Source organism: Silvibacterium bohemicum, from assembly GCF_001006305.1.
Classification (GTDB): domain Bacteria; phylum Acidobacteriota; class Terriglobia; order Terriglobales; family Acidobacteriaceae; genus Silvibacterium; species Silvibacterium bohemicum.
In genome coordinates, this window is sequence record NZ_LBHJ01000020.1 from 365200 (window position 1) to 387947 (window position 22748).

General features: G+C 57.6%; 15 protein-coding genes. 7 read left to right on the top strand and 8 right to left on the bottom strand.

Features of this window, described 5'->3' with window-relative positions; translation table 11 throughout:
- Window positions 1-114 precede the first annotated feature (114 nt).
- The 3 genes from XX99_RS24685 (at window position 115) to XX99_RS28470 (ending at window position 2594) form a co-directional block, all read left to right on the top strand.
- Window positions 115-1029 carry an SDR family oxidoreductase gene (locus XX99_RS24685; protein WP_050062078.1) on the top strand — a complete coding sequence of 305 codons (915 nt, stop codon included), beginning with the start codon at window positions 115-117 and terminating at the stop codon, window positions 1027-1029.
- Between the two features lie 415 nt (window positions 1030-1444).
- Window positions 1445-2398, top strand: a complete 954-nt coding sequence (locus XX99_RS24690; protein WP_050062079.1) for a rhodanese-like domain-containing protein — start codon at window positions 1445-1447, stop codon at window positions 2396-2398.
- 64 nt (window positions 2399-2462) lie between these two features.
- Window positions 2463-2594 (top strand): hypothetical protein, encoded by a 132-nt coding sequence (locus tag XX99_RS28470; protein ID WP_260315148.1) that lies wholly within the window; start codon window positions 2463-2465, stop codon window positions 2592-2594.
- A gap of 23 nt (window positions 2595-2617) precedes the next feature.
- On the opposite strand, the gene uvrA is transcribed toward XX99_RS28470, so the two are convergent.
- On the bottom strand, window positions 2618-5176 hold the full coding sequence (gene uvrA, locus XX99_RS24695; RefSeq protein WP_231581603.1) for an excinuclease ABC subunit UvrA: 2559 nt from the start codon (window positions 5174-5176) through the stop codon (window positions 2618-2620).
- 106 nt (window positions 5177-5282) lie between these two features.
- On the opposite strand from uvrA, the gene XX99_RS24700 reads away from it, so the two are divergent.
- Complete coding sequence (locus XX99_RS24700) at window positions 5283-6227, top strand: SDR family NAD(P)-dependent oxidoreductase (protein WP_050062080.1); 945 nt, start codon at window positions 5283-5285, stop codon at window positions 6225-6227.
- A 79-nt stretch (window positions 6228-6306) separates the two neighbouring features.
- Here the strand turns inward: XX99_RS24700 and XX99_RS24705 are convergent, their stop codons facing one another.
- The 7 genes from XX99_RS24705 to XX99_RS24735 all read right to left on the bottom strand — a co-directional run bounded on the left by XX99_RS24705 (window position 6307) and on the right by XX99_RS24735 (window position 15352).
- On the bottom strand, window positions 6307-6816 hold the full coding sequence (locus XX99_RS24705; protein WP_050062081.1) for a DUF4142 domain-containing protein: 510 nt from the start codon (window positions 6814-6816) through the stop codon (window positions 6307-6309).
- A 156-nt stretch (window positions 6817-6972) separates the two neighbouring features.
- Window positions 6973-7845 carry a manganese catalase family protein gene (locus XX99_RS24710; protein ID WP_082125943.1) on the bottom strand — a complete coding sequence of 291 codons (873 nt, stop codon included), beginning with the start codon at window positions 7843-7845 and terminating at the stop codon, window positions 6973-6975.
- 267 nt (window positions 7846-8112) lie between these two features.
- Entirely contained in the window at window positions 8113-9321 is a 1209-nt protein-coding gene (locus tag XX99_RS24715) for an MFS transporter (RefSeq protein WP_082125944.1), read from the bottom strand.
- A 76-nt stretch (window positions 9322-9397) separates the two neighbouring features.
- Window positions 9398-10942 (bottom strand): glycoside hydrolase family 1 protein, encoded by a 1545-nt coding sequence (locus XX99_RS24720; protein WP_050062082.1) that lies wholly within the window; start codon window positions 10940-10942, stop codon window positions 9398-9400.
- Window positions 10943-11040: 98 nt separating this feature from the next.
- On the bottom strand, window positions 11041-11286 hold the full coding sequence (locus XX99_RS24725) for a hypothetical protein (protein ID WP_050062083.1): 246 nt from the start codon (window positions 11284-11286) through the stop codon (window positions 11041-11043).
- Window positions 11287-11480: 194 nt separating this feature from the next.
- Window positions 11481-12104 (bottom strand): 30S ribosomal protein S4, encoded by a 624-nt coding sequence (gene rpsD, locus XX99_RS24730; protein WP_050062084.1) that lies wholly within the window; start codon window positions 12102-12104, stop codon window positions 11481-11483.
- A 365-nt stretch (window positions 12105-12469) separates the two neighbouring features.
- The gene (locus XX99_RS24735) at window positions 12470-15352 is read right to left on the bottom strand and encodes a PxKF domain-containing protein (RefSeq protein WP_184084609.1); all 2883 of its coding nucleotides are present in this window, start codon (window positions 15350-15352) and stop codon (window positions 12470-12472) included.
- Window positions 15353-15653: 301 nt separating this feature from the next.
- Between XX99_RS24735 and XX99_RS24740 the strand changes: the two genes are divergently transcribed.
- From XX99_RS24740 to XX99_RS24750, 3 genes are all read left to right on the top strand, one after another.
- The gene (locus tag XX99_RS24740) at window positions 15654-17267 is read left to right on the top strand and encodes a tetratricopeptide repeat protein (RefSeq protein ID WP_156186205.1); all 1614 of its coding nucleotides are present in this window, start codon (window positions 15654-15656) and stop codon (window positions 17265-17267) included.
- A gap of 70 nt (window positions 17268-17337) precedes the next feature.
- Complete coding sequence (locus XX99_RS24745; protein WP_050062087.1) at window positions 17338-19107, top strand: CRTAC1 family protein; 1770 nt, start codon at window positions 17338-17340, stop codon at window positions 19105-19107.
- A 323-nt stretch (window positions 19108-19430) separates the two neighbouring features.
- The gene (locus XX99_RS24750; protein WP_050062088.1) at window positions 19431-22694 is read left to right on the top strand and encodes a carboxypeptidase-like regulatory domain-containing protein; all 3264 of its coding nucleotides are present in this window, start codon (window positions 19431-19433) and stop codon (window positions 22692-22694) included.
- Window positions 22695-22748: the final 54 nt, after the last annotated feature.

Consider the following 22748-nt stretch of genomic DNA (forward strand, 5'->3'; position numbering starts at 1 on the left):
TCGGCTCCATCTGAAATGAGTCCTTCGCCGCTGGAGCATCTTCGTGTCTCCCCATTTCGCATCTCACTGCATGCATACAGCGCACGCACATCAGTCAAAGTTGAAGGAGCCCCCATGCCTACCGATCTCATTACCCCACAAGATCTCGTTACTCCCCAGGATCCGCGTTCTCAATACCCGGGTCCACCTTCCGATGTTGAAATCCAGCCTGCTCCAGCTACCCAGACCGCGATGAGCGAAAAGCCGGATTGCGGCGAGGTTTCCTACAAAGGATCGGGAAGGTTGACCGGCCGCAAAGCGCTCCTCACCGGTGCGGACTCCGGTATCGGCCGTGCTGCAGCCATCGCCTTTGCGCGAGAAGGCGCAGACGTAGCCATCTGCTATCTGCCGGAGGAACAAGAAGACGCCGAGGACGTGGCCGAATACATTCGCGAGGCCGGCCGCAAAGCCGTACTCCTTCCCGGTGACGTCGCAAACGAGGGCTTCTGCCAGCGCTTGGTGACTGACGCTGTCAAGCAACTTGGTGGAATCGACATCCTGGTGAACAACGCAGGCAAGATGGGCAAGACCGAAGGGCTGCTCGACACTTCCACAGAACGCTTCGATTCCCTCATGAAGACCAACCTCTATTCAATCTTCTGGATCACGAAGGCCGCGGTGCCGCATCTCAGGCCCGGCGCTTCGATCATCAACACCACCAGCATTCAGGGATTCGAACCCTCGGGCAATATTTTCGACTATGCGATAACCAAGGCGGCGATCGCAAACTTCACCAAGGGCCTGAGCGAGCAGCTGATGGAGAAATACGGCATCCGCATTAATGCAGTTGCTCCGGGCCCCATCTGGACGCCGCTGCAGGAGGCGGACGGGGATGAAAAGAAGCTGAAAAAGCTCGGCTCAAAGACGCCCTATAAGCGTCCGGGCCAACCCGTCGAGCTGGCGCCCGTGTATGTGCTCCTCGCATCGCAGGAGGGCAGTTACATCACCGGCGAAATCTACGGCGTCACCGGCGGTATGGGAATCGCGTAGACGCTCAGTCCTTCCGGAGACTGCTTAGGTTTTTCATGAGCAGTCTCCGCCAACATCTTTCTAACTCCTGTGCAATCGCAGCATGCACGCCCAATACTCCTTCCAGGCCGCGAAAACACGAAGCGGCGAACCCCAAAAGGGAGGCGCGCGATACCGTGGTAAAGACAGACGAGCGATCCCCGCTAATGAGCAGATATTGACCCGATTCTTAGGAACATGCTAGCGTCGAAATATGGCGTTCACCTTCCGTTCTTGTTGTCGCTTCACCCAGCCACTCATTGGGTGAGCCGCAACAGCTTCAGACACTTCTGAAACTCTCTTCCATAGCTCATCCAAAATCCTACGTTTGACATACTGTCCGTCGACAAGCTGGCATCTTCGCTTGTTTGCGATGGTTCAGCTATGGAGAGACCCGATGGAACTCATAATCGATAGCCCGCTTTCTCACCCAGCCAGCAGCGCACCAATACCAGCGGAGGGCCCGACCACCTCTGCCTTCAGAACACCGGAGGAGCTTGCCGAGATCGTCTCGCGATTCGCTTCATCGGATGAATGGATGGACAAGGTGCGGATGAGCGCGAAAGGACGTTGGTACGAGCGGCTGTATCACGGTCCGGACCATGACATATGGGTGATCAGTTGGCTGCCCGGGCAATCCACCGGCTTTCATGACCATGGTGAATCCGCCGGAGCCTTCGTCGTAGCGACTGGGATTCTTGAGGAGCATCGTCCCGGTGAACAGATCGACGTGATACGTCCGGGCAAACCACGGGCTTTCGGCGCCGATTACGCTCACGACGTCCGGAATGTCTCGCTCGCACCGGCAATCAGCATCCACGCCTATTCCCCTCCGCTTGAAGAAATGAACGAATACGAGCTGGATGGCGATCAGCTCGTTACGCGCGATCACACTTCTGGCGAAGCTGAGACGCCCAATCGGGAGTGGGGCGAAGAGCGCCGGAACTCCGCACATTCGCATGGTGCTTTGAGCATTGAAGAGGTGCTTTCGGAGGCACGTTACCGACTGCGACGGCTGTCTCCGGATGAGGCCTACGAAGCGATGGTCAAGGCAGAGGCGATACTCGTCGATATTCGGCCGGAGGGCCAGCGTGCGATCGAGGGCAGTATTGCGGGCGCCTTAGTTATCGAACGAAACGTGCTGGAGTGGCGATTCGACCCGGCCTCCAACTCGCGGTTGCCCGTCGCGACCGACCATGACATCCAGATCATCGTGTTCTGCTCCGAAGGCTACACCTCAAGCCTCGCGGCCGCGGCTTTGCAGGATCTCGGCCTCTGGCGCGCGACTGATGTGATAGGTGGATTTCAGGCATGGCGCACAATGGGTCTGCCGACTACAACAAACGATTAGCGGGAAGCCGCTCCTACTCCCTTGGTTCCTTATGCTCTCTTATCGACGACCGTGCGGGCGCGCGATGAATGAAGAAATCGCGCGCTACTGCGCGCAATCGGCGCATCAGATCGTGATGTGGGATGAAGGGGCGGAGATATGGCAAAAACAGAAGCAGCGTGCAAATCCAGTTGTAAAACCTGAATCAATGCGCTAGTCCGAACCTATTGCTTCCCGTCCTTATCCCGCACGGGAATGGAAATATTGCCGAAGATAGTGAGCCGTCTTACTGCGCTTGGATCTCATGACCTCGGCGGGCGGCCCAACTGCGATGATCTCGCCGCCCTCATCGCCCGCGCCGGGTCCCATATCGATGACCCAGTCGCTATCGGCGACAATCTGCATATCGTGCTCGACGACAACCACGGTGTTCCCCGCTGCAACCAGGCTGTCGAGTTGCGCCTGCAGGCGTTCCACATCTGAGGGATGTAGCCCGGTCGTCGGTTCATCGAGAATATAAAGAGTGTCACCATGCTGCGTGCGCTGAAGCTCGGTTGCAAGCTTCACTCGCTGCGCCTCGCCGCCGGAGAGCTCAGTGGCCGACTGGCCCAGCTTTAGATATCCCAGCCCAACATCGCTCAACACCTTCAGGGAGCGTTGCACGGCCGGTTCATCGGAGAAAAATTCAAGAGCCGCGTCAACGGTGAGCGCCAGCACCTGGGAGATGTCTTTATCGCGATACTTGATCTCGAGTGTTTTCGGATTGAAGCGCGCACCATGACATGTGGGACACGGAGCATAAACACTGGGGAGGAAAAGCAATTCGACGCACACCGATCCTTCTCCCGAACAGGTGGGACAGCGGCCCTTGACCACGTTGAATGAAAATTGCCCGGCGTCATAGTGCCTCGACCGCGCCAGTTTTGTGGCCGCGAAAAGCCTCCGCACGTGATCGAACAGTCCCGTATAGGTGGCCATGTTCGAGCGCGGCGTGCGCCCGATGGGCTTCTGATCAACGCGAACCATGCGTCGCAGGCCTTCGAGACCGCTCACGATTTCACCGGCAGCAGTCAACGGTGCAGATCGTTCGAGGTCTTCGGCACCGTCATCTTCGTCGGCCTCGATCTTCTGCCCCAAGCGATCGGCAACAAGATTCACCAGCGCCTGGCTGATCAGGCTCGACTTTCCCGACCCGGAAACGCCGGTAACCGAGGTGAACACTCCCAGCGGAATTGCTGCGTCGAGATGCTCCAGATTGTTCAGGCTGATTCCGTGAAGTTGAAGCCAACCGCGCGGCTCCCGCGGCGATCGGCCTGCCGAATGCTCTTCCGCGAAGATGTAACGACGCGTCTGGGATTCGGCAACATCGCGAAGACCTTCGGGCGGACCGCTGTACAAAATACGACCGCCCTTCTCTCCTGCGCCCGGACCAACATCGACAAGCCAGTCGGCGCTGCGCATCACGTCGAGCTCATGCTCCACAACGAACAGCGTATTGCCCGACTGCTTCAGTCGATGAAGCGCTTTCAACAGAGCATCCGTATCCGCGGGATGCAGGCCGGCTGATGGCTCATCGAGCACATAGACTACTCCAAACAGATTGGAATGCACCTGCGTCGCCAGACGCAGACGCTGCAATTCACCCGGCGAAAGCGTCGGAGTGCTTCGCTCGAGCGATAAATATCCCAGCCCGAGATCGAGCAATACCTTCAGCCGCGCGAGGATATCCTGCGCAATCCGCTGTGCAACGATTGCTTTCTCCGGGTGCAACGCGTCCGCCTTAGTTTTGCTCGAAGGGCGATCTTCCACTCGGGCACGAAACATCGCTTCGAGGCGTTTCATTGGAAGTGAAGAAATCTCGGCGATGTCCAGGCCCGCAAACTTCACCCGTAGCGACTCCGGCCGCAGCCGCTTGCCATGGCACGCCGGGCATTCTGTACTGAGCATGAATTGCGCAACTCGGCGCTTCATCATGGCGCTCTGGCTGTTCGCAAAGGTGCTGAGCACATAGCGCCGTGCCCCGGTGAACGTGCCTTGATAACTCGGCTCCAGCTTGCGGCGCAATGCATCGCGCGTCTCCGCTGGCGTAAATCCGGCATACACCGGAACGGTGGGCTGTTCGTCGGTAAATAAAATCCAGTCGCGATCCTCTTTCGGAAGTTCGCGCCATGGCTTGTCCACGTTGTAGCCGAGCGTCACCAGAATGTCCCTCAGATTCTGACCCTGCCAGGCCGTAGGCCATGCTGCCACGGCCCGTTCGCGGATGGTCAAAGAATCATTCGGCACCATCGACTTCTCCGTCACCTCGTAGATGCGGCCCAGCCCATGGCATTCGGGACAAGCTCCCTCAGCCGTGTTCGTCGAAAACGATTCGGCATAGAGCATCGCCTGGCCGGAAGGATAGTCGCCCGCGCGCGAATACAGCATCCGCAAAAGGTTGGAGAGTGTGGTGACGCTGCCGACCGACGACCGCGTGGTCGGCGACCCGCGTTGCTGCTGCAAAGCGACCGCGGGAGGCAGCCCGTCGATCGAATCAACCTCGGGAACTGCCAATTGATGGAAGAGCCGCCGCGCATAAGGCGAGACGGATTCCAGATATCGCCTCTGCGCCTCGGCATAAAGGGTGCCGAAGGCAAGCGACGATTTCCCGGACCCTGAAACCCCGGTGAACACCACCAGCGCATCACGCGGAATATCGACGTCGACATTTTTGAGGTTGTGTTCGCGTGCGCCTCTGACTCGCACCATTCCTGCAGAAGATGCGGCGCCGCTACCTGCTGAATCCGTTCTTTGCATCATGTGCCTTCCTCATTTTAGGATGCGAAACCCGTCGCGAGGCTGTGATCCGTTAAATGCCAATTCCGTTCGACACTGCTTCGCTCCCAACGCATGCATCCTACCGGAGATGAAGAAGTCAGCTCTTCCTTACCGAAATGTGCTGCTATCGCTTGCCGCTGCCGGCGTGGTGTATGCGGCCCTGCCCAGGCCTCAACGGATTCGCCGCGGACAGGTAGCCGTCATTACCGGTGGTTCGAGAGGTCTCGGTCTCGCAATCGCCCATGAGCTGGGCAAGGCTGGCGTCAAGCTCGTACTCGCCGCACGCGATGGAGATCAACTCGCTGCGGCCAAAGAACAGCTTCTTTTTACGCAGTCTTTCGCGAGCGGTGACGACGTGCTGACCGTCCCTTGCGATGTCAGCAACAAGCATCAGGCAGCGACTTTGATCGAGACTGCACACAGACACTTCGGGGCGATAGACCTTCTTATCAATGACGCGGGTGTAATCGAGGTCGGTCCCATCGAGGATCAAACGATCGAAGCATTTGAAACAGCCATGTCGATCAACTTCTTCGGAGCTCTGCACACCATCTATGCAGCAATGCCTCATTTCCTCGCTCGCGGCGAAGGTGCAATCGTGAACATCTCCTCGATCGGCGGAAAAATTCCAGTTCCCCATTTGCTTCCATATGTCGCATCGAAATTCGCGCTTGTTGGATTGTCCGAAGGCCTGAACGCCGAGCTGCGTCACAAAGGAATTCGTGTCACCACGGTATGTCCCGGCCTGATGCGCACCGGAGGCGAAGTCCACGCCCACTTCAGCGGAGATGTGGCGAAAGAGAAATTATGGTTTCAGACCTCAGCTCGCACGCCTTTAATCTCCGCTAACGTCACGCGGGCGGCCAGAAAAATTGTAGCCGCAGTAAACGCGGGACGAGCTGAAATTACCATCACTCCCCAAGCATGGCTGGCTGCTCGAGCGGCCGGAGTCGCACCCGAGAGCACTCAAAGAATCGCCTCGCTCATCAACACGTATGTGCTGCCAGAACCAGTCAACAAGGTCTTAAGATAATAGGGAGGGTAATCGGGGAAACGAACAAAAGAAGGCATCTCCCTCAAAGAAGACGCCTTCTTTTTGCGACAAAACCACACTACAGCTTCTTCTTAAGGTCGTACGCCATGTTTTTGTGCGCGGCCACCATGGTCTTGCCCTTCAGAACAGCAGCGCGGAACTTTGCGTCCTTGGTGTCTTTGGCTTCGGTGGTAAAGGCACTGAGAGCCTTGGCGTGATCGGTCACCATCTGGTCGATGTATTCTTTATCAAAGTCGGCGCCCGACAGGCCATTCAGCTTGTCCAGCTCTTTCTGGTGATCCGCGTCAGGCCCGTCTGGAGAAGTCAATCCCCAGGAATCCGCGAACGGCTTCATGCTGGCTGTCATCTTCGTATGTTCCGTAACCATTTTTTCAGCGAAGCTCTTGACCGCAGGATTGGTGGCTTTTTCAATGGCCACCTTGCTCAGAGCAATTTCATTCTGATCAGATTGCGCGGCAGTGGCGAGAAACTTTTTGTCATCATCCGATGCAGCCCTTGCGTTGAGAGTCGTGAAAACACCGGCGAGGCCCAAGGCCGCGCATAATCCAAGTTTCGTTAGCTTATTCATTGTGGGTCTCCGGAGCAGCGTAACCGCTCTTGGTAGTTCAGGCAGTGAGAAGCTATTCGGCATATCTCCGTTGTATAAAAAAAAGGCCGGCTGGAGCCGGCCCTTGCTGCTGATATTGAACGGACTCTCTCGTGGCTTCTTCCCGATGAGCATTTCTTACACTTCGACGGTTGCGTTTTTCTCCGCTTCGATTTTGGCGCGTTCATGGAGGGCAGCCTGCTTTTTCCCTACCGGACCTGTGTACTGACCGACAGGGGTTGAGTCAGCAGGGACGGGCTTCTGCGATCCAGGCTTCGGAGTGTAGGGCGTGACGTCGAGACCCTGACCACCCTTGATCTCGGACTGAACAGCGGTCAGTCCGTTGCCTTGATTCCAGGGCCCGGAGAAGTCAGTCTCTCCATATTGGCTTTCACCTGTAGAGGCATTGAAGAATTGGTCGACCAGAACCGGCGTCGGTTCGATGATACCGATCGAAAAGGGAGCCTTCTCCATGCTTTCGAGCGCGGCGGTGAATGCACGCATATGCGTGATCTCCCGAGTCATGAGGAACTGTAGAGCTTCCTTCGACCCTTGATCCTCAGTGAATGCGATCAATCGCTCGTAGACGATCTTGGCGCGAGCCTCCGCGGCAATGTTGCTGCGGAGATCGACCGCCAGATCGCCGGTGACTTTGAGATAATCTGCAGTCCAGGCGTTGCCCATCGAATCGAATAGCGCGACTCCGCCTCCGCCAGCGATAGCTACGAGAGGATCTGCTTCTGCGGCTTCCCGCTCATTCTTCATCGGCTTAAGGTGCATGCGAATCAGAGCTCCAACTACTTCGAGGTGACTGAGCTCCTCTGTCCCGATGTCCATTAAGAGGTCTTTGCGCGGGGCATCTTCGCAATTGAAACCCTGAATTGAGTACTGCATGGCTGCAGCAAGTTCTCCATTCGCGCCGCCGAACTGCTCGAGCAACATACGGCCGAATCTGGGATCGGGCTCACCGATATTTACCGTGTACATCAGCTTCTTTACGTGGTGATACATAGCTCTCCTCTCAATACTCGGCAGGAGATATACATACCTGCAAGCATTGTTTGTGGATTGGAATTTTTGGATTAGAGAGGCGCGTGCGGCGTACCGCCGTCTACATTCTGTGTGATAGGAGTCAAAATTCCATTGCGCAGTTGTACGGCGCACGATAACTGTGCGAAGCCAATTTCGAAGGCAGGATTCTCTAGAGGGTTGAGTTGATCCTGGCCTTCGGCATAAAGTAGCTCGACGCTGGGGCTATCCGCACTTCTAGGTTGTTTTTTACGCCGTAGCGTCACGCACGCCGGTGGCGTGCCGCAGCGCGGCCAGGCCGAGTAATCCCAGGCCGAGGGCGCACACTCCGCTCCATCCCCAGTGTGCCCAGGCTATGGTGGAGAAGAGCGATCCAAGCGAGCCGCCCAGGAAGTAAATCATCATGTAGATCGTGTTGATGCGGCCGCGTGCTCCGGGTTCAAGGCCGAAGATGCGCGTTTGGTTGGCAATCTGCGTTGCCTGCGTACCGAGGTCGAGGACGATGACACCGAGTACGAGTCCCATGATGTGATAACCGAGAAGCCAGAGGGTGCAGAAGCCCAAGGTCAGCAACGAGAGGCCGAGCGTTACGACGGTGCGTGAGCCGCGGCGGTCAGCAATGCGTCCGGCAATGGGCGCGATGAGTGCGCCTGTGGCTCCGAGAACTCCAAAACTGCCGGCCGTGCCTGCGCCCAGATGATAGTGCTTCGAGCCCAGCAGAAAGACCAGCGTCGTCCAGAAGGCGCTGAACGCGGCAAAGACGAGACCGCCGAGCACGGCAGATTCGCGCAGCAACGGCTGCGTGCGGATGAGCGTCCAGAGCGAACGCAGGGCCTGCATGTACCGCACTGGCTTGTGAGGCGGAAGCTTGGGCAGCTTGCGCAACAAGAGCGGTACGAAGGCAGCGTTGCTGGCCGCGGCGAAGAAGAAGACTGCGCGCCAGCCAAAAAAAGATGCGATCCAGCCGGAGACCGAGCGCGCGAGCAGAACTCCCAGAAGCAGCCCGGTCATGACGGTGCCGATGGCCCGTCCGCGCTCTTCGTCATCGGCGAGTTCAGGAGCAATCGGGACGATGATGTGAGTGACAGCTGCAGTGAGGCCGATGGCGATGCTCGCCGCGAGCAGAACCGCGAGATTTGGCGCGAAAGCAGCGAGCAGCGCGGCTACGGCGACTCCTGCCATAAGGCGCACCATGAGGCCGCGGCGTTCGATGACATCGCCGAGCGGGACGAAGGCGAGGATGCCGATGGAATAGCCGATCTGCGTGGCGACAGCGACGGTACCCATGCGGCTGTGATCCACATGCAGACTGCGCGCCATGTCGAGCAAAAGCGGCTGATTGTAGTAAATGTTCGAGACGCCGACACCGCATGCCAAGCCTAGAAAAGGCAACAAACCGTGGTGTCGCGGAGGAGCATCGACCAGCACTTCAGGGGAGATGGTTTCGAGGTCGTTCAAATATCAGTTTAGATGAATGAGAAGAGCGGGACGACTCAGCCGGTGTCGCGCGCCACTTTCAGGAAAAGAAAAAACGCTACACATCCAGCCGGTTTGAAACCGCGACTCGACCATACCAATAGCCCGAGTCTTTAATGGTGCGCTTCTGATTGCGGAAATCCGTGTAGATCAGTCCGTATCGCTCGGTGTAACCCTCCGCCCATTGGAAGTTGTCCAGCAACGTCCAGGCATGATAGGCGCGGACTTTCGCTCCATCGGCGATGGCGCGAGCCAACTCTGCCAGCGTTTCGCGATACCACAGGATGCGCCGTGAATCCGGGATGCGGCCATGCTTCTCTTCATCCGGGGAATCCAGATAGCCACAACCGCTCTCGGTGATTTCGATGATCGGGTGATTGTAATCGCGAGTGATCTTCGACACGAGGTCATAAATTCCCCTTGGCCATACCTCCAGACCAGCTTCTGTCAGCGGCCCCTCTGTCGGCATCGCGGCACGGAAGCGAGTGTAAGGATCACGGCCGCCTGGCGAATTGCCCTCGATCTCGGTGCCGCTGAAATTGCCTCCGCTCTGAAACTTCTCTTTGCTCGCATCGGACACCACACGGCGTGTGTAGTAGTGGAAGCCAACCCAATCCAACGGCGCATACAGAAGCTTTTCGTCTCCAGCCCTGAAGCCCATCACATCAAGGGGCGGTTCGCCAATGAAGGCGTTCGGATAGCGACCGTGCATCGCTGCTTCCAGAAAAAAGACGTTATTCATCGCGTGATAGCGGGCGGCCGCAGCTCGGTCGTCGTCTGAATCTGTCTTCGGGTACGCGGGCGCCATTTCATAGGCGCTGCCCACTGTCGCCTTCGGAGAGGCTGCCTTGACTGCACGATGAGCTTCCCCTTGAGCCAGCGCCAATGTGTGCGCTGCTTTCAGAAAGTCGCTGAAGCTCGTGCCGCTGGGAGGGAGCGCACCCGCGGCATACCCCATAAATGCGATAGCCCACGGCATGTTGAAGGGCGCCCAGACTGTAATTCGATCGCCAAGATGCCTCGCGAGTATGCCTGCGTAGTCGGCGAAGTAATTCGCCAGCTCCCTATTTGGCCAGCCTCCGCGATCTTCCAGTGCCTGCGGAAGATCCCAGTGATACATCGTGCACCACGGGCGGATGCCAGCCTCTAGCAACGCATCGACAAAACGGCTGTAATGATCCACTCCCTTCATATTCGGCGAGCCTACGCCGGTGGGCTGGATTCGTGGCCACCAGATGGAAAAACGATAGCTTTTCAGGTTGAGCTGTTTGGCGAGCGCGATGTCCTGCGGGTAAAGATGGTATTGGTCGCAAGCAACATCGCCGGTCACTCCTCCCCGCACCTTTCCCGGTGTGTGGGTGAACCGATCCCAGATCGACTCACCCTTGCCATCCTCGTTCCATGCACCTTCGTTCTGGTAGGAGGCTGTGGCGACACCCCAGAGAAATCCCTCGGGGAAACGGGCTTGCGCGATCATGGGGTCAGGAACGGCGCCGGGGTCTGGAGCCGTAGAATTTTGCGTTGCCGCGTAGCCACGGCCTGGAGAAAGCGCAGCACCTGCGGCAGCAGCCAGAGAACGGGCGGTAAACTCACGACGGTTCATCGCGAACTCCTCGTTTCATTCAGGCTCATGCGGGAACGATTGCACGCCCCAACTATCGCACATGAGCCTTAGAAAATCCGCCTGTATCATTTCGAATATCAGTGAGTGAACCGGCTCGGGTTTGGCTGCTCAGGCTGCAATGGATTTTGTCCAGCTGGCAGAGCACCCAGGATCTCGTCGAGCTGCTCCATCGCATTGCGGATCAGAATCGCGGTCTGCGCAAAGACGTCAGGCGCAAGATTCACAGTCACGGGACCAATACTGAGATGGATGGAGTTGCACTCGCAGAGCCGCACCCTGCCAAGTCCGGGATGGTCCGCCAATATCACGTTGATGTCGTCCATAATTCTCTCTCTGACCGGTGTTGCGATCGTTTTATTCGTACGGGAGGGTGTGCCGCATGGCGGCGCGGAAGTTTTTTCCATCATCGGTGCGGCTGTACGTTGTCGATGGCTCCATAAGAAGGACGCAGGAAAGATGCTCTCTGCTCCCGGTTGAGTTTCGAAAAAATATCTGTCGAAGGCTCCCACCTTATCTGTTAGACGCCGCGCTTCGCGTAATACTCCGCGACCTGCGTGGTGTTGAACTCGAACGGGACATGATTTGAACTTGGAATCGAGAGAACGATCCCGCGGTCCGGCGCGTTTGGATTTTGAAATTGCAGGAAGGATGGCAGCGTAAGGCGAGGCGACTTGAGCGAGGATTGAATCGCCTCCATCTGGCTGGCCTTTTCCGAAAGCCAGACGATCTCACCGGGGCGCAGCACCATGGAGCCGATTGTCTGCCGACGTCCGTTCACGAGGATGTGACCATGAGAAACCAGTTGGCGTGCGGCCGCGATACTGCGGGCAAAGCCCAGCCGGAAAACCACGTTGTCCAGCCTGCGCTCCAACAAGCCAATGAGGCTCTCGATCCAGTTTGATGGGCTGAGGCTGCGTGCTTTGCGCACGAAGCGGCGTAATTGCTCTTCGCGCAGTCCGTAGTGGAAGAGAAGCTTTTGCTTCTCCTGAAGCTGTGCGCCGAATTGCGTCTTCTTCGTCTTCCGTAGCCGTCCATGCTGGCCGGGCGGATAACTCCGTTTTTCCAAGGCGCCTGGTTTGCCCAGTCCCGGCAGCTCAATCCCCAGCGAGCGCTGGATCCTGAACTTCTTTCGTTCGCTCATATCGCCGTCTCCTAATGAATGGAGGAGACGGAGCTATCCCAAAAAGATAGCCCAGCCGCCCTCATTGTCGATCTCCAAACGGCCGCGACGCTTCGCCAAAAGACTTCACGGCTGCTTGCATGTAAATGCAGACTATTTCGGTCGGATATTCAAGCCAATCAACTTTCAGCGAAGAGCAATTCTCTAAAGGTGAGCGGAAGCTTCGTTACGCCGGACGGTAAATTCGATGATCGGAGCGCGACGGACTCAATAGTTCATAGAGAAGAGCGCTCAGAATATCCCGAGCGCCAAACTTATCTCCTCACCTGCACGCGCGCTCTGGCGATCGGCAATGTTCACTTCATCCGAGATCCGCGGTTGCAGCTCTACCTGAATTGGAAGTAGGCGAAATGGTCAGAGCCGTCGGTCAGAAGCAGTGTGAACTGCTGACATGTCCCGGCCATTCTTCTGTCGGTGCTCCACACATAAGTGTAAGTACCGCTCGAGGGTTCGCGACCTAGCTGATTGATGCCAATCGGGATGGGCGGGCCTATCGGCGCTTTGCTCTCGCACTCCACCGCGTTCACAGTGGGATAACCGGGAGCCAGCACATTCGAACAGATATCTCCTCCCAGGCTGAAGCGGATAGGAACGGATTGCCCAGCTCTCTCCAGGTTCAATGCGGGAGAATTCTCCACGGGAGACTGAAATCCTTTGAAGGAATAGAGCGGGCCACTGGTGATGTGCACGGGAACCAGCTTCCATAACTGGCCTTTGCTGGCTGGGACGGTGAAGTCGCCATTGGACGCGGTTGCCGCTGGCTCCAGTACGATGCTCGCATCGGCTGCGGCGCTGTTCGCGGTCAGCAACAGGCCCGTGGCTTTATTGATGATGGTGTAGTAGTTCCCCTTTGCGTCGAGGGGCGGATGAACGCATCTCGCGGGGATATCGCCGCAATTTCCTGCCGATTGAATATCCCATTCCTGATTTGCACTCCCGGCTACAGCTTCGGTGCTGGCGCTCTGCGGATTCTGGACGACGGCTCCTCCTCCCGCACCATTCTGCGAATCCAGCACATTCAGACCGTTGCTCTGGTTCATATTGATGATCTGGAAAAATCCATCGCCGCGATGATCCATCGGAGCCGGGTAGACCGCCTCGTTCTGTTCGGCATCGCCATCCTGCGCGAGAATCTGCCATTGCTGATGCAGACCTGTCATCCCCGCATCGATGCCCGTGCTCAAATCGGCTCCAGCCGTAGTGGATGCATCGGCCGTCTCCAGAATGCGCCCGTTGGCTGCATTCACGAACTTGTAGGTGAGGGTACGATCCAGCTTGCCGCCCATCGCCAGCATCACGGGCATGGCAGCGTTGTTGCGTGCATCATTCGGCGTCGCAAGATTGTCGAATAACCCAACGCCTCCAGTAACCCAATAATCATTCAGAGGACCGAGCGCTGTGCCTACGATGGAGGTCGCCTCGCCAGCCCACCATTCCATTCCCATGTGGAGATGGTTGGGCACGTTCTTCTGCACCGTATTCAAATCGATCATCGCCTGGCGCGTGAGCGCTGGAGAGGGTCCCGGCGGGTTGATTCCGTACCACGGATCTTGAGGACTCGCCGTTCCATAAAGCGACTGGAGGGCGTAGGAGACGCCATCTTCGATGTTGAAGATAGGCAGACCAAGCTCAGTCGCTTCCCTACCGAAGTTCGGTTCGGCGATCTGCTGGCCGCTCGTGTGGAACCAGTTATATTGAGCCTGCGTCGTGGCGCCGTGCCAGCCGGGATAGTAGCTTTCACAAACCGCGTCCAAAGGCACGCCATTCGTCGTTGTCGCTCCAAAATAGTACGTGTAGAGATCGCGGTCCCCTGTGATGTGAATGCAGCTGATCGGTGCCGGTAGTGCGGGACCAAGGTTGGGGTTTGATGTGTCAGAGGCAGCATCGGCAATGGCCTGCATGGCCGCTTTCTGAATCGCGATAAAACAGCTTCCGCCGCCGTTATTATTGGTATTGCAGGCTCCGCCGCTGAGTCCTGCGGTGCCTCCAGTGTTGAACATGCCGCTGGTGACTTCATTGCCGATTGCCACCACATCCGGCCAACCGCCCATTGCGCGGTACAGTTCCAACTCCTGCTTGACGTAGTTGTACATCAGGCAATTGCCTGCGACAGTGCAAGTACTCGTGGACGGAACACCTGAAAGCTGCGCGACGGTCTTGCCTGCCCAGTTGCCCGGTGTGTCGGAAGTATTCCAGCCATCGTAGAAGAGAGTCACATTGACCGACATGCCAAGCTGCTTGGCACGCACCGCGAGGTCTACGCCCGACCAATCTGTTTCGGCATAATCGCCAGCACTGCCGGAGCTTCCGGTGGCCGCAGCGGGAATGATCTGCGTTGCCGGAGGAGCAGCCAGAGTGTAGTGGTTGTATGGACCAGTCGTGATGGCGAAACTCTCGCCATGATGCGTGACCGTAGTGTTGATCGACGCCGGGCGGACTCGGACCATATTCATGCCGTTATTTTTGAAGATCTGCAGAAGATCCTGGCCGGGAAGATAAGCGTCGTGCCACCAGGGATAGGCGGAGGCATTATTGACCAAGGTGCGGTCATATTCTGCTTTTTCCTGCAGGCTCGAATCGTTGCCTCTGAAAAAAGCAGGCCGGAAGAGCCACAAGCGGCTGCCCATTTGCGGGCCACGGACCGGCGACTCAATCAGCTGCGCCCCCGGCGAAAGGCTTGCACTCGACGCGTTCAGGACCAATTGAGTGCCGACGTTCATCACCACGCTGAAACCATTCTTTACATAGGTGAAAAACCACTCCTGTGTGGCCACATTGATCGCGCAGGGCTTCTGCACAACAGATGCGCCTCCACGCGCAAAGGAACTGTCCAAGCAGAGGCCACTCAGCAGGTTGCTGATCTTCCAGTTCCCGCCAAGAGTTTTGGTGAAGGCCCATCGTTGACTGAGGTCGGTGAAGCTTCTCGTGTTCAGCACCATGGGGTCGCCCGATGCCGTGGAGTTATTGCTCAGATCCACTTGCAGCCCGGACTGCTGATCGACAAGGTAATAGACCTCTCCGTCGATGGGGCCTGGGTCGACAGGCTCCGGCGGCTGGACCACCTGGCCATGGAGCGGCAGAACAGAGAATATTCCGGCTAAGCAGAGGATAAGTAGCATCCACTGTTTGAGCACTCCATTGATTGGAAAGGGAATCGAGAATGCTGTCGATCTGCGGCCGGCGCCGCGCATACACACTGGCTCTCGCATTGGATATTCTCCTGCTTTCATGCCGCACTCTTCTGGGACAATAGTTTCTGCCGCTGAGAAGCACAGGAAATCTACGCCGGAGAAATTTCAGCCCGCATCCGACTAAAGTCGGATTGGCAGAATTTTTAATGAAGCGCACGTTCCGCCCAAGTGAGACTGGAATACGGCATGCAGACGTGAGGGCGCAGATAATGAATTCCATGAAATCAATGCGCCCGCCGAGCCGCGCCTCGCGTCAATCCGCGGGCTGCTGCCTGCATCGCCACTTCTCTCCGTGTAGGTTTTTTTGGCCGGACGCAGCATGAAAAGGCTCGCGTGTGCCTCACTCTTCGCAGCCATGCTAGCGACGCGAACTGCATCCGCACTGCCGGCATGCACTGTCCCTGCGCAATTCAAGGTCCAGCTTGAACATCCTTCCGGTGCTGCAATCTATGCCGAGCTTGGGGCTTATTATGCGGACCACGGCCAGTACCCCTGTGCGTCCACTGCGCTGCAAAAGGCTCTCGCAATCGAGCCGGATTCGGCACGATTCAATTCCCTGCTTGGCCTGAGCCTCTATCTAGGAGGCAACGCCAGGCAAGCTGTCGCGCCCCTCCAACGTGCTCTGCAGCTCGATCCATCGCTCGCAGACGCGCGTACGACGCTGGCCGCGGCCCTTGACCGTACCGGGGATCGCGCAGGCGCGGAAGAACAGTGGAGACTTGTGCTCGGCACCCAACGCTCCAACGCCGCGGCACTCGAAGGTCTCAGCCACGATCTGCTGGATGATCGAAACTACACCGCCGTGATTTCACTGCTTGCTTCCGCCCCGTCATACGTACAGTTGCCCGATCCGCTTGCGATTGACCTTTCCGCGGCTTATAGCAAAGTCGGGTTGCTGCAGGATGCCACGACTCTCCTTCAAACGCGCCTTGAAGCAGCTCCCAGTTCCCTGCCCGTTGCCGAGGCTCTTTCCGGTGTGCTCATTCTGCAGAGCCGCTTTCAGGATGCGACTGCCGTGCTTGCGCCGTTAACGAAGCAGAATCCATCCGATCTGCACCTGCAGGTTCTCTATCTGCAGACGCTCGTGCTCGCACATAACCCTGCAGCGGAGAGTGTCGCTCAGCAATTGAGCGCAAGCCATCCGCATCAGGCTGAGGTGCTGTATTTCCACGGTCTACTGCGTGAGCAGCAGGGTGATGATCCGGGAGCGAAGGAATATTTCGAGCGGGCCATCCGCGAGAATCCAAACGACGCCGATAGCCACTATCGCCTCGGCGTTGTCCTAGCGGCGCTCAACGAGAGTGCCGCTGCGAAACAGCAGATCGAAAGGGCTATCGCGCTCGGTATTCATCTTCCTGAAGTACACATGACGCTTGCGAAAATTCTGCGGGCCACAGGGGACGCGGCTGGAGCGCAACAGCAGTTGGCGCTTTATCAGCAACAATTGCAGGCGCAGGAAGCTCGCGCTCAGGCGGCGGCCAAAGCGCAGCAGGGAGACCAGGCTGAGGCGGCGGGAAACTTTGCATTGGCAACGCAGAATTACAGCGATGCACTCGCCCTCGATCCACAGGAGGCGGTGCTGGCTTACAAGCTCGCCATGGCTCTCGATAAAACTGGAAACAGGGCTGGCGAGCGTGCAGCTCTCGAAAAAGCCATCGCCGATGATCCGCACATGGCTGTGGCGCAGAATCAGCTGGGCTATCTCGACTCCATCGCAGGCAATGCCGATGCTGCCATCGAGCACTTTCAGCTTGCGTTGAAAGACGACCCCGCTTCCGTAAAAACATGGCTGAACCTCGCCGCGGCTCTATGTCTCGAATCGAAGTGGATGGAGGCGCGCGATGCGCTTCGCCACGTCGAGCAGCTCGACAACGAAAATTCCGCGGCCGCTGCGCTCCTGCAGCGGATCAATGAGGTAACCGGCCAGCGTTGATCGAGAATAGCGCAACACCTGCTGTGTAAGAATGCAGAGTGGCTGGTAACCCCAGCCGTCCTTCTGTCGCATGTCTTCATCCGGTAAACGATTCAAGGTATCGAGCACGATATCGAGGCGCGGTCTCCTATGCGGAGCCTCCATCATCGGCGGCGACATGCTGGCCAGCCAACTCGGCTTTGCGTGGGCCGCCGCAGCGCCGGCCCACCCCTTTTCTCACTTCGTCGACGTAGCGGAACATGCCGGCCTTACCCAGATCATCCCGTATGGTGATACGAAGAAAGCCGACTACATCATCGAAGTGATGGGCGGCGGCTGTGCCTTCTTCGACTTCGACAATGATGGCTGGATGGATCTGCTCGTTGTTGGCGGCCGTTACGAAGACCGCGTTCCTCCAAGCGGAGGAACACGTCTCTATCGCAACCGCCGCGACGGCACATTCGAGGATGTGACCGCCAAGACCGGACTGGGCAGCAGCGGTTGGGAGACCGGCGTCTGCATCGCCGACTATGACAACGACGGATGGGAAGATCTTTTTCTCACGGCGTACGGACAGAACCGCCTGATGCACAACAATGGCGACGGCACATTCACCGACGTGACCGCGAAAGCCGGCCTTACTGGCAACAAGCCTCGCTTCGGCAGCGGTTGCACCTTCATCGACTATGATCGCGACGGCTGGCTCGATCTTTTCGTCGCAAATTATGCCGACGTCACTTTCGAGACGCTGCCCAAGCCGAATCTGCAAATGACCAACTGCAGCTTCGAAGGCGTAGCGGTCAACTGCGGACCGAGCGGGTTACCGTTTCCCTCGCACTCGCTCTATCGCAATAATCGCGATGGCACATTCACCGATGTCTCGAAGGAATCGGGAGTGGGCGCCATTCGCGGCGGCTATGGCCTCACTGCCGTGGCCTTCGACGTGGATGAAGACGGCTGGCAGGACATCTTCGTCGCCTGCGATTCGACGCCGAGCCTTTTGCTGATGAACAATCGCGACGGCACATTTCGCGAGGAAGGCCTCTTACGCGGCCTCGCGCTCAGTGGAATGGGACAGGCGATGGCGGGAATGGGCATAGCCGTTGGCGACTATAACCTCGATGGCCGACTAGACGTGGTGAAAACGCATTTCTTTCACCAGGCAACGGGCGTCTATCGCGGGACAGGCAACGGCCAATTCGACGATGCGACCATCGAAGCGGGACTCTCTGCCGAGCGCCGGTTCATCACCTGGGGCGTGGGTCTCGCGGATTTGGACAACGATGGCTATCCCGATCTCTTCGAAGTCGCTGGCACGGTCTATCCGGAGCTGGAGAGCCGTTATCCAGAAAAATATCCCAGCCGCAATCCAAGGCTGCTCTTCCGCAACACTGGCGGCCGCTTCATCGCCATGGGTGAAGAAGCAGGCGCGGATATATTCACTCGCCACGTCAGCCGGGGATGCGCATTCGGCGACTTCGACAACGATGGCGACCTCGACATTCTCATCATGAATCAGAACGAGCCGCCATCCCTGCTGCGCAATGATGCACCGTCGGGGAACCACTGGCTCAAAGTGCGTCTTCAGGGAGTGAAGAGCAACCGCAGTGCTATCGGCGCGCGCGTAATCGTGGAATACGGCGCGAAGCGGCAGGCGCAAACCGTTCTCAGCCAGGCCAGCTATCTTTCCGCCAACGATCCGCGCCTTCACTTCGGCCTGGGTGTGGAGAACACGGCGAATGTACATATCTACTGGCCGTCAGGAAGCGTGGAACGGATCGAGGAGGTGCATGCGAACCAGCTCATTCTCCTGCGTGAGGAAGCGGGCGTGGTCAAAGCGGAGCAGTGGAGCAGCCGCTAGCAGCATCCGTTTCTTTTCGCTGACCGCTTTTCAGCTATCGACTTCATACGATCAACCGGCTACGGCAAATTTAGCCGCCATCCTGTACAAATTTTTCGCGCGATTCGACTTTAGACGGATTCGCACCGTTTCGTTCGGCGCATACATTTTGTCGCGGACCTTCAAATGGATTTTATGCGTTCGAAGAAGGTCTCTCGCGTTCGATTCGGCGAGTAGATAGGTACCGATCGGAGTGAGGCCAAATTATGGAGGGCAGGTTGATGTTGGATGTGCCGGGCGTCAAAAAGATAGCGTTTACATTCGTATTGTTATGTTTAGGATGCATGCTTCCATCCGCATTCGGACAGGCCGTGGGCGCCAGTCTCAACGGCCAAATCACAGATCAGACCTCCGCCGCAATTCCCGGCGCCGTCGTCACCGCCAAGAATGTCGATACCGGACTGACTCTCTCCGCGACATCCACCGGCCAGGGAACTTATCGGATCGCCCCACTGCCTCCGGGCAACTATCAGCTATCAGTGCAGGCCACGGGCTTTGAGGGGTATGTTCAGAAAGGCATCGTCATCACCGTCGACACGCCTGCGACCCAGGACGTAGCTCTGAAGACCGGCGATGTACAGCAGACGGTTACGGTCACCGCGAACGCAGAGCTGTTGAACACGACCAGCGGCTCGCTTGGACAGACCATCGATTCCACATCGGTTTCGCAACTGCCTCTGAATGGCCGCTCGCCGTCGACACTGGTCTATCTCGCGCCTGGCATGACCGCCGGTGGCAACACCTACAACCAGACAGGCTTCTCCTTCCCGACGGAAACGCCGGTATCCGCGAATGGCGGCAACCAGGGCAGCACCTACTTCCTGCTGGATGGTGTACCGAACATGGATACCTATCTCGGCCTGCCTGCGCCCTTTCCGAACGCGGACGCTACACAGGAATTCCGCGTCATCACCAACAACTTCAACGCCGTATATGGATTCGCTCCGGGCGCAGTCGTCAGCATCCAGACGAAGTCTGGAACCAATGACATCCACGGCGGAGTCTTCGATTTCTACCGCGACAAGGTTTTCAATGCGAAAGATTGGTTCTCGCGCGAAGTCAATCCGCTTCACCAGAATCAGTTCGGCGGATTTGTCGGTGCTCCCATTCTGAAGAACAAGCTCTTCGTCTTCGCGAATTACCAGGGCACCCGCAACGCATCGGCATCGACTGAGCTGCAATCGTACGTTCCCACGCAAGCCATGCTGAATGGTGATTTCAGCGCCTATTCGACCAACGGTCAGGAGACGCTGCCCGCGCCCTTCCACATGGTTAACGGCGTTCCCAATCAGATCAATCCAAACCAGTACAGCCCAATCGCAGTCGCTGTCGACCAGGCAGCGCTTCCTCTCGGGCAGCAGGCCAACGGTCTCACCTATTACACCTCTCCGGCTTTCATCAACCAGTTCGATGAGGGTACCGCACGGCTTGACTACGATGCGTCTTCCAAGCAACGCATCTCGCTGCGCAGCTTTATCACCAGCTTTATCCAGCCTTCCGGCGATGTGCCCGGCAACCTGCTGGCGATGAACAATAACTACAACTACGATTTCGCGATTCAGGAACGCTACTACAACGAAACCCTTGACCACACCTGGACCATCTCGCCCTCCACGGTCAATGTGTTCTCCGCCTTCTGGACCGAGCTCGATGCCAGCAATGGTGCGCAGGCCGATGCGAAGGATGGCACGCCTTTCTGCTGGTCGAAATACATCAATGTCACCGAGCTGCCCGGGCAGTGCTACGTCGAAGGATTTTCAGTGGGCGGCAACGGCTTCAACGTCGGTTATTACGAGCCGTCATCGGAAGGCCGTACCACCTATGGCTTCTACGACGTGCTGACGAAAACCTTCAACACGCACACGCTCTCCGCCGGCGCGGATGTTCAGCACCAGTACGCGCGGGAGCAGACACAATATCCGACGTCTCCCATCCTGGCTTTCAACGGCCAGTACACCGGCCTCGGCCTGGCCGACTACTTGCTCGGCGATCTGTCTTCGATGTTCCAGGGCGCTGGTGAAGTCGCAGATGTCTCCGGATGGCAGCCCGGATTCTTTGTGCAGGACGAATATCGTTTCCGCCCGAACATCACCTTGACCGGCGGCCTGCGCTGGGATCCGAATCTTCCTCCCACGATCGCAAACGGCCGCGCAGCCACGTTCGTTCCCGGTCAGCAGAGCACCGTCTATCCGAACGCGCCGCTGGGCATGGTCTTCCCGGGCGACTCAGGAGTAGGCGGCGGATTGATGCAGACGACCTACGGCTATTGGGAGCCGCGCATCGGCGTAGCGTGGCAGCCGAAGAGCCTGCCACATACTTCGATCCATGCCGGCTTCGGTTTGTTCACGCAGCCCATGATCTACTCCGATTACAACCACACTGCAGACAATGCTCCGTTCGCGCCGACCTTCAATCTGCAGGGCACCAGTTCCACACCGCTGAACTTCGCCAATCCTTGGGCCGGCTTCGCCGGCACTGGTGGAGTCAGCCCGTTCCCGCCCTTTGCTTCGGCATCTTTCAGACCGGCGGCGAGCGCTACCTTCACCTCGGGACTTAGCATCCCTGCAACCATTGACACTCATTTCAAGCTGGGAACCACACAGAGCTGGAACGTGACTCTCGAACAGCAGATCGGTCAAAACACGGTGATGCGCTTGGCCTATGTCGGCAGTGAGAGCTATCACGCCCCCTTCATTCTCGATCGCAATCCCGGCGTCTTCGCAACTACTGGGACACGCAGCATCTATCCCTTCTACAGCGAAATCCTGGACATGCTCAGTTACGGCACAGCGAATTATCATGCGTTGCAGGTAAGCCTCGACCATCGCCTGAGCCACAACCTTCAGTTCCAGACCAACTTCACGTGGTCGCGAACGGAAGACCTGGCCTCTTCCGCAAACATCAGCTTTGGCACCAACCAGCTTGGAGATCCCTTCTCTCTCGCATGGAGCCATGGCATCTCCAGTGAAGACGTGCCTCTTCGCTGGGTCGGCAATCTCACCTACACCACGCCCGATCTGAAGCGTTACAACCCGGTGCTGCGCCAGGTGCTCGGCAATTGGGAAATCAGCGCCATCACTACGGCACAGTCCGGATTTCCCTTCTCGGTCAGCGCCGGTTTCGGCAACAACGAATCGGAGGCTCAGCAGTATGAAGACCGCGCCGACGTTGTGCCCAGCGTCTCACGCAACGTTCGCCAGGGTGGGAAGTCGCATTGGCTGAATAATTACTTCAACATCAATGCTTTCGTAGAGAATCAGCCCGGTACGTTTGGCGATAGCGGCAAGAACATCATGCAGGCGCCGCCTCTCTACTACACCGATGCCGGCCTCTACAAAAACTGGCCTTTCATGAACCGGTTCAACATACAGTTCCGCTGGGAGATGTTCAACGCCTTCAACCAGCCGAGCTTCGCGGCTCCCAGTTCCAGCAACCAGATCTCCTTCAATCCCGCCATCGGCAACCAGGGTGGAAGCGAAGGCAGGATCACGGCCACCGGATCAGAGCCCTCGCGTATCGGACAGATGGCGCTCAAAGTCACGTTTTAAGCAGGATGCTTCCTAGAACGTCCGGGGGAATATCCCCGGACGCTTTTTTATTCT